The sequence below is a fragment of the Bacteroides pyogenes DSM 20611 = JCM 6294 genome (genome assembly GCF_000428105.1).
Lineage (GTDB): Bacteria > Bacteroidota > Bacteroidia > Bacteroidales > Bacteroidaceae > Bacteroides > Bacteroides pyogenes.
The window spans coordinates 1-5229 of record NZ_ATZH01000063.1; the positions used below are offsets into that span (position 1 = coordinate 1).

At 40.0% G+C, this 5229-nt stretch carries 2 protein-coding genes; both read left to right on the plus strand.

What is annotated here, in order from left to right:
- A partial coding sequence (locus C234_RS0112675) for a SusC/RagA family TonB-linked outer membrane protein (protein ID WP_027326068.1) occupies positions 1 to 2928 on the plus strand: 2928 nt, incomplete at its 5' end.
- Between the two features lie 33 nt (positions 2929 to 2961).
- Positions 2962 to 4629 carry a RagB/SusD family nutrient uptake outer membrane protein gene (locus tag C234_RS0112680; RefSeq protein ID WP_027326069.1) on the plus strand — a complete coding sequence of 556 codons (1668 nt, stop codon included), beginning with the start codon at positions 2962 to 2964 and terminating at the stop codon, positions 4627 to 4629.
- Positions 4630 to 5229 lie beyond the last annotated feature (600 nt).

The window sequence follows — 5229 nt, forward strand, 5'->3', positions numbered from 1 at the left end:
GCTTCGGTGGCAGTGAAAGGCGGTACAGTAGGCACCATTACCGATTTGGATGGTAAATTCTCGTTGGATGCGCCGCGCAATTCTGTGCTGATCGTTTCCTTCATTGGATATAAGACACAGGAGGTATCTGCTGTTAGCGGTCGACAATTGAATATCACGCTCGAGGAAGATACCAAAACGCTGGACGAAGTTGTGGTTGTGGGATATGGAGTTCAGAAAAAAGTAAATTTGTCTGGCTCTGTAGCTATGGTAGAAAGTAAAGAGCTGGAGAACCGCCCTATCCAAAACATATCAAGCGGTCTGCAAGGCTTGATGCCTGGTGTTACCGTTACGGGGACTAATGGTGCTCCGGGCAGGGATGCCGGTAATATTCGTGTGCGTGGTATTGGTACTTTGAATACGGCCGATCCGTATATATTGGTGGATGGGGTAGAAACAGGAACGCTGAGTGCCATAGATCCCAATGATATAGAAAGCATTTCTGTGTTGAAAGACGCTGCATCTGCAGCTATTTATGGTTCGAAAGCTGCCAATGGAGTTATTTTGATTACAACTAAGCGTGGAAAAACCGGTAAGACAAAAGTGTCTTACAATGGGTATGTCAGCTTTCAAAATACAACGAATATGATAGAACGCATGGGCTCGTTCGAATATGCAACGTTGCTCAATAAGGCTATGGAAGCGGAAGGTATGCAAGGACGTTTTTCCAACGACGAATTGAAAAAGTTTGAAGCAGGTAACGACCCGTTATATCCTAATACAGATTGGTATGATCTTGCCTACAAAACCGGAGTGCAGCACCGTCACAGTATCAATGTCAACGGTGGTGGAGATAATGTGAAATATATGGCTTCTATCGGATATCTCCACCAGACAGGTGTTTTGCCAAATGCGGGACGTGAGCAGTTCAATGCGCGTACCAATTTGGATATGAATATCAGTAAGCGACTGACTGCACGGCTGAATATGGCGTTTATTAAAAACGAATACAGTGATGCCAGCTCTGCTTATGCCGGTGGAAGTTCAGATCAAATCATTCGTCAGTTGAACTTGATAGCACCTTGGATTGTTGCACGTCACGATGACGGAACATGGGGCACTATTTCAGATGGAAATCCTATTGCATGGTTGGATTCCGGTATGAAAGTGAATCGTGATAATTATAACTTCTCAGGAACGCTGGCAGTAGACTATGCCATTATGGACGGTCTGAAACTGACCCTGCAGGGTGCTTATGTGAATAATCTGCAGAATTATACTTTCTTCCAAAAGTATATCAAGTATAATGCCAATAAAGAGACAGAGCCGAATTCTTTGGATGAACGTTTCTACAGATGGGATCGTACCAACTACGATGCTTTATTGAATTATGACAAGCAATTTGGAAAACATAACATCAAAGGACTGCTTGGTTGGCATACGGAGAAATATAACTATAAATACCAAAGAGCTTATCGTAATAGTTTCCCCAATAATGAACTGACCGATCTTGATGCCGGTGATGCTTCTACCCAGAAAAATTGGGGAAACACAGCAGAGTTGGCTATGGTTTCTTGGTTTGCTCGTATCAACTATGATTATGCCGGCAAATATCTTCTTGAGGCAAATATTCGTTCTGATGCATCTTCCCGTTTTGCCGAAGGACATCGTTGGGGCTATTTCCCTTCTTTTTCGGGCGCATGGCGTATCAGTGAAGAAGCTTTTATGGAAGGAGTAAAGGAGTCGGGATTGTCTAATCTGAAACTTCGTGCTTCCTGGGGGCAGTTAGGCAACCAAGACGCTTTGAGTGGTACGGAGAATGACTATTATCCGGCATTAAATACTTATAATTTGAATGCCACTTATCCTTTTGGAGGAACTTTAAATACCGGTTATTTTCAGAAAAAATACCGTATCTCTACTATTACATGGGAAAAGGCTTCCACGTGGGGAGTAGGATTAGACTTTACTTTATTCGATACGCTTGTAGGTTCTATTGATTATTATAATCGTAAAACTACCGGCATTATCATGGATGTTTCAGTCCCGAGAGAATTTGCTTTGGATGCCTATAAAGATAATGTAGGTGCCATGAGAAATAGCGGAGTCGAAATTAATTTGGCTTATAACACAAAAATAGGTAATGTTAATTTTGGCATCGGTGGAAATTTTGCTTATAATAAAAATGAAATACTTGATTTAGGCGAAAATAATCCTGATAAATATATTGACGCCACCAACGGATATAATCAGCGTAATAAAGTGGGACAACCCATTAATTCTTACTATATTTATAAAACAGATGGCTTCTTTAATTCTCAGGAAGAAGCAGACGCCTATACTAAAAAATATGGGAACCCGTTTAAGAAGAAGTTTAAGGCCGGTGACCTTAGATATGTTGACGTGAATGGCGATGGAACTTTAAACGCTAATGACCGTGACTATTGCGGAACTCCCGATCCTTCTGTTACGTATGGGCTGAATCTGAATGCCGCATGGAATGGATTCGACCTTTCACTTACATTTAATGGTGCGGCGGGAGTGAAGCGTTTATTCGATAGTTATGAGGTCTATGGTAATTTCTCAGGTGATGCCGCACATCCTTCTACGATCTGGCGTGACGCATGGACACCTGATAACCATAACGCTAAGATGCCTCGTGTTTTCTTTGATAATAACTCTCCAAGCAGTTCTCGTACAGCTCAATCTGACTTTTGGCTTCAGGATACCTCCTATTTACGCTTAAAGAATTTGCAATTGGGATACACTCTTCCCAAGAGTATTTTAACTTCACTGGGAATTGAAAACATTCGCTTCTATTATTCTGTAGAGAATTTGTTTACAATAGATAAAATGAAGATTAACATTGATCCGGAAGCAACAAGTCATCGCTTGTCTTCTTATCCGTTGCTTCGTACTCATGCTTTTGGTGTTAGCGTTGCATTTTAATGTATTATGATATTTGATAAATATATGGAAACTATGAAACAATTAAGAACCTATATAATAACGGGGGCTACTGTAATGCTACTCTCTTCATGCTCCGACTTTCTGGATACAGCTCCCAAAAATGCGATGTCGCCCGGTACGACATGGAAAACAGAAACGGACGCACAGAAATTTGCTATCGGATGTTATGGAGGAAATGATAATTCACCCGGATGGGAAGAAGGAGATTATATTTTATATCTGGATTGCGCTTCAGATTTCGGCTATAATAATTTCGAATGGGAACAATATAAGTTGATTGGCAATGGAGGTATGACACCTTCGGGTTCTGTGGCTTCTTTTTATAATTTCGAAGTCATTCGCCGTTGCAATACGTTTCTTGAAAAAATAGAAAGTATTCCTTTCAGCGATGAGAAAACCAAAAAAGATTTGATAGCTCAAGTACGGTTTATTCGTGCTTATCGTTATTTTGTAATGAATTGGTGGTATGGTGGTGTACCCATTATTGACATTTATAACTCTGCCGGTGAAGCACAAGTTCCACGTGAGACAGAGGCTAACGTTAAAAAATTTGTGGATGATGAGCTTGATGCAATTATTCCGGATTTGAATGACGAACCCGCAGAAAGAGGCAGAATTGCTAAAGGAGCGGCTTTAGCGTTGAAAATGCGTAGTGCTTTGTATTATGGAGAGTATCAGCGGGCACAGCAGGCTGCAGAAAGCATTATTTCTTTGCATAAATATGAATTAGAACCTACGTATGACAATTTATTTAAAGTGTCGGGGCAGGATTCTAAGGAAATTATATTAGCAGTCCAATACATTAACTCGACAAAGACATTGTATACAATCGGACAGATGTATAACAATGCTGATGGAGGTTGGTCATCTATCGTCCCCACTCAGAATCTGATCGACACATATGAAATGAAAGATGGGTTAACCAAGGAAGAGTCCAAACACAAAGGAGGAGCTGATGCCTATGACCCTGTTCATCCTTTTGCCAATCGTGACCCAAGAATGGAGATGACAGTGATGTATCCGGGTATGGATTGGAATGGTGGAATTATTAATACGCTGGATAAAGATATCAATGGGAAAACAAATCCTAATTATCCGACTGCTGCTAATAACTCTTCAAAAACAGCATTGACTTGGAGAAAATATTTAGACCCGTTAAGCCAATATGCGGGTGGTATGTGGAAAACCAATGCTTGTCCTATTGTGTTCCGGTATGCTGAAGTTCTTCTATCATATGCCGAGGCAGCAAATGAACTGGCAGGACCGTCTGATAAAGTCTATAATAAGATAGATCAAGTGAGAAATCGTGCAGGTATGCCGTCGATAGATCGTGCTAAGTATAATACTAAAGAAAAGTTGAGAGAATTGATTCGCCGTGAGCGCGCTGTTGAATTTGCCGGTGAAGGCTTGCGTCGTGCGGATATCTTGCGTTGGAAAGACAGTAGTGGGAAAATGCTTGCAGAAACAGTCTTGAACGGAACTTTGAACAGGATATCGGGCTCTATGAATCTTGCTGAAAAGGATCCGACTAAACGTGCTGTGGTTAATGTAAATGCAAGCCCGAGTGAGATAAAGATAGAAGACCGTACGTTTAAACCGTTTAATCGTTATAATCCAATTCCGCAGGACGACCGTAGTAATAATCCCAAACTGGAGCAGAACCCGGGTTATGCGAAATAAAATAGGTAATTAAAGAATATATAATAAATAAAAGAGTCCGTGCCGAAAAAAGCTTTTGACACGGATTTTTCTTAGAATGCTTCCTGTGAAAAGTAAATTATTGTTTTTCTGATTGTCTTTCTTGTATTGTTAGTTTGTCATAAAGCCGATATTCAGATATCTGAATCTGTTTACCTCAATAAACAATATGTTATCAATTACGATTTTAGTGTTATTTAACTAGGGCTGCTCTTTTTATGTGTGTTATTATTAAGTAAGATAGGACTTCCTCTTATGATAGTATAATTTGATGTGTCTTGTGACATACATATGTTGACACAAGACTGTGAAATCTAACTTCGGTTATCAATAGTAAATGCAAATTATCTAGGGGTATCATATGTTGCGGAGGAGGAATCTTTTGAAAATCAGGAGAGGCTAATATATCCGATATAAAATATTTGTTGAACCTTTAAAAATCAGTAGCGCCTATGTAAATACACACCATCCAAACAAAAATGGCAGGTACTGCCAATATCTGCCAAATCTTGAGAAAGAAAACGCTTTTCGCTCCTGCATGAAAAGCATTTATCTACAATCTAATCGTAAAAATATGAAAAA

Bases quoted from the DNA above. Each gene is read 5' to 3' on its own strand.
- C234_RS0112680 (WP_027326069.1), top strand. From the start codon at position 2,962: ATGAAACAATTAAGAACCTATATAATAACGGGGGCTACTGTAATGCTA.